Genomic DNA, 3,733 nt, shown 5'->3' on the forward strand with positions numbered 1-3,733 from the left:
ATATGGCCTATCAACCGCAATTTTTGCCGAAACGTTCGTGGGATAAGACGATGAAGACGTTGGATAACCATTTCGGAACCGATGCTTCACTGGATCCGCAGGATCACAAAAGTATTCAGAATTATTTAGCATCCCATGCGTCTAAAAAAGATCAGGTTGTAGACATCAGAGGTGCCGTAGCTCTACGGATATCTGAAACACCTTATTTTGTTCGTGAACATCGAGAAGTCACTAAAAAAATGCTCACACAGCCAGAGGTCAAAAGTTTCGCGAATTGTAATGCTTGTCATACCCAAGCAATAAACGGAAGCTACCGTGAACGTGAAATCCGTATCCCTAATTACGGACGTTGGGAAGATTGATAGACTATAGGAGTCAACGATGAAACGCTTATATGTATGGACACTTCCTACTCGGATATTTCACTGGCTGTTGGTTGTAGGAATCGTAGCCGCTTGGATCAGCAGTGAAGAAGATCGATGGTTAAATACCCATGCCGCGATCGGGAGTGCCGTCGGTGTATTAGTACTCTTTCGGATCGTGTGGGGGATAATGGGGCCGAAATATTCCCGTTTTGGTGACTTTAATCTCTCTCTTGTCGCATTGAAAGAGTACCTTTTATCCTTATTGAATCCATCACGCCACTATATCGGACATAATCCGGCGGCAAGTTATGTGATGGTCGCGATGCTCATAACGGTAGCTCTTGCTACATTCAGCGGCATGTTTGCCTATGGTGTTGCGGAGAACAGAGGTGTTTTGGCATTTCTGCACTCAGGGCTTTTTCGGGATATGGAAGTATTTGAAGAGATTCACGAGTTTTTCGTCAATCTCTTATGGGTTTTGATCGCGGCACATGTGGGAGGAGTGTTGGTTGATCGGCTCTTGCACAAAGAGGATCGTACTCTCACCTCTATCATCGACGGACACAAAAATATGGAGGGGGAGAGTGCTGTTTTATCGTGGTACCAAAAAATACTCGCGGCTTTTGGTATCGGCGGTGCGATCGCACTTCTCATCTATGCCCTTAGTACACCGAATAACCCTATTGTCGCGGGGTATAATCAAAAGGTTGATTACGCAAAAATCAACCCTGTTTTTGTGAATGAATGCGGTTCATGCCATACCCTCTATCCTCCGACGCTTTTAGCGAAGGAGGGGTGGAGTGTATTGATGGGGGATTTATCGAACCATTTCGGCGATGATGCTTCGCTAGATCCCGCCGATGAGCAATCCATACGTGAGTATCTTTTGGCACATTCGGTAGAAACCTCTACTCAGGAGATGTCATTCAAAATGGTGCAAAGCCTCGAAAAACGCGATATGATAGCAATAACGCAAACCCCGTTTTGGAAAAAAAGACACCGTCATATATCCGAAGAGATTTTTAAAAGTGATAAGGTTAAAAGTCGTGCAAACTGCAAAGCCTGCCATAGTGATGTAGAGCAGGGGACAATCGAAGATAGCGCGATTAAAGCGCTCTAAGTGAGGTTACCATGAAGTGGATTATAGTGTTGGCGATGTTCCTCTCCCTCTGCGCTTATGGGGATGACGATCATCATCGGTTTCCGATGGATCTGCATGATTTGGCTCTGACAAAGTCGCAGCTTCGGATCGTTGAAGAGGCGATGAAAGAGTACCAATATTCAAATCGCCGATTCCACCATCAGAGTAAAAAAGATCAAGAGGCACTCAATGCACTGTTTTTAAGTTCGTCGTTTGATGCGGAAACCTTTCGAGCAAAAAGTTTGGAGAGGGAGAAAGCATCGATTGCGATTCGAACTCGTTTACTTGAGAAGCTCCATAGTGTTTTGAGCTCTGAGCAAAAACGGCGATATATTCACCATCTAAAGGAGTGGGACAATGACTAGAAAAGTGCTTTTGATCGAAGATGATCTCCCGCTCCAAGAGCTAATAAGCTCTTTTTTAACATCATACGACTTTGAGACCGCCGCGTATGCCGATCCGAAAGCTGCGTTAGAGTGTTTGTTGGAAAAGAAAGAGGTGTTTGACATTGTCGTTTTGGATCTGATGTTGCCGGGGATGGACGGGTTTGATGTTGCCAAACTGATTAAAAGCCGCCTCGACATTCCGATTATTATCTCCTCCGCACGAACCGACATCGGCAATAAAATCTACGGTTACGATTTGGGAGCCGATGATTATCTCGATAAACCGTATGAACCTCGCGAATTGGTGCTCCGCATTGAAGCGGTACTGCGCCGATACAGTCGAAAAAATGAGCTGGTTATATCGGATTTTACGATTGATGAACCCAATAAATCACTCATGATGGAGGGATATCCGATCGATTTGACACGAGTAGAATTTGATATATTTCTCCTGTTGCTCAAACATCGGGGTAAAAATCTCTCCCGCGATCAGATCATCGGCTCTTTGGGGCTTGGTGATGAGACAAAACACCGAACTATCGATATGCACATCAGTAATATCCGCCTCAAAATCGGCGATGATGCCAAAGAGCCCCGCTATATTAAATCGGTGTGGGGCATCGGCTACAAGTTTATGGGTTAACGTATGTCTATTTTTACTAAAATCACACTTTTATTTCTCATCAGTTTGACCCTAATGGTCGGTATCGGGTACAAGATCGATACGATCAATACCGAAAAATACGAAGCGATTGTTCTTCAAAAATACCTTTTGGACGGTCGTAAGATATTTAGATGGATGGCGACATCGACCGCTGATGAGCTAGAGGATGAATTTCGGACGCTGAATCTGGTGAAAATCGCTCCCGTAACACCCAAAAAAGTCCTTATGCGCCAGTCGCATACGTTTGGGTTGATTGAGATTTTTAAAGATCAAAGGAGCGAATACATCCTCCATATCCGCTATATCGATGATGATATTTTTCTTCGGGACACAACACTCCAAGAGGTGCTGAGGGAAGGGTGGATACTCAATGCACTCGTGGTTGCCGACATGTTTGTTTTGGCGGTGATATTTATCCTAATTTTGCGGATGTTATCCCCTTTGAACTCGATTACACGGAGTATGCGACGTTTTGCCCTCGGAGAGTATCACAGCCGAAGCACCATAGCCTCACGCGATGAGATAGGGGAGGTGGCACGAAGCTATAATGATATGGCACAAACCATCGAGAATATGATCCTTTCACGTGAAGAGTTGCTGCGCGATGTCGGGCATGAACTACGTACCCCCATCGCGCGTGGGATGTTTGCACTCGAAGCCCTCGAAGAGTCAAGTGCACGCGAGACACTAAAACACTCGTTCAAAGAGCTCGATCAGCTGACACGTGAACTTTTGGAGATAGAAAAACTCCAAGCAACCGACACGATGCAATCAACACCATTCACTGCTGAAACACTCGTTATGGAAGCACTTTCGAAACTGTATATTGACGATGAATCGAAGATAGTGGTCAAAATCAATGATAATTTTACGTTGAGAGGGGACTTGCACTATCTATCGTTAGCACTTAAAAATCTCCTCGACAATGCGCTGAAATACGCCGATCAATTTCCGATTATTTTGGAAGTGGATTCTAATCGTATCAGTGTACTCAATCACGGGAAGCCGCTCGAAAAAGAGTTCAGCTATTTTCTCACCCCCTTTACCCGTCAGGAACGCTCACGCACCTCTGAGGGGTTTGGTCTTGGGCTGAATATCGTCAGTAAGATCGTATCAAAACACGGTTATACGCTGAGCTACGCCTACGAAAATGGACGGCATAATTTTACTATTGAGA

5 protein-coding genes are annotated in these 3,733 nt (G+C 44.9%); all 5 read left to right on the forward strand.

Annotation, left to right across the window (positions count from 1 at the left end; translation table 11 throughout):
- On the forward strand, positions 1–362 hold a 362-nt coding region (locus PHR02_RS13320; RefSeq protein ID WP_299992761.1), incomplete at its 5' end, for a cytochrome C.
- Between the two features lie 19 nt (positions 363–381).
- Complete coding sequence (locus tag PHR02_RS13325) at positions 382–1,485, forward strand: cytochrome b/b6 domain-containing protein (protein WP_299992763.1); 1,104 nt, start codon at positions 382–384, stop codon at positions 1,483–1,485.
- Between the two features lie 11 nt (positions 1,486–1,496).
- Positions 1,497–1,871: a periplasmic heavy metal sensor gene (locus tag PHR02_RS13330; protein ID WP_299992765.1), complete on the forward strand. Its 375-nt coding sequence runs from the start codon at positions 1,497–1,499 to the stop codon at positions 1,869–1,871.
- Positions 1,864–2,535 (forward strand): response regulator transcription factor, encoded by a 672-nt coding sequence (locus PHR02_RS13335; RefSeq protein ID WP_299992767.1) that lies wholly within the window; start codon positions 1,864–1,866, stop codon positions 2,533–2,535. Before PHR02_RS13330 ends, PHR02_RS13335 begins: the two co-directional genes overlap by 8 nt.
- Positions 2,536–2,538: 3 nt before the next feature.
- Positions 2,539–3,733: ArsS family sensor histidine kinase (locus PHR02_RS13340; RefSeq protein ID WP_299992769.1), on the forward strand; the 1,195-nt coding region annotated here is incomplete at its 3' end.

It is taken from the genome of Sulfuricurvum sp., from assembly GCF_028688295.1.
In the GTDB taxonomy this organism is placed as follows: Bacteria; Campylobacterota; Campylobacteria; order Campylobacterales; family Sulfurimonadaceae; genus Sulfuricurvum.

Coding starts and splice junctions, on each gene's coding strand:
- PHR02_RS13330 (WP_299992765.1), top strand. CDS start 1,497: ATGAAGTGGATTATAGTGTTGGCGATGTTCCTCTCCCTCTGCGCTTAT.
- PHR02_RS13325 (WP_299992763.1), top strand. CDS start 382: ATGAAACGCTTATATGTATGGACACTTCCTACTCGGATATTTCACTGG.
- PHR02_RS13335 (WP_299992767.1), top strand. CDS start 1,864: ATGACTAGAAAAGTGCTTTTGATCGAAGATGATCTCCCGCTCCAAGAG.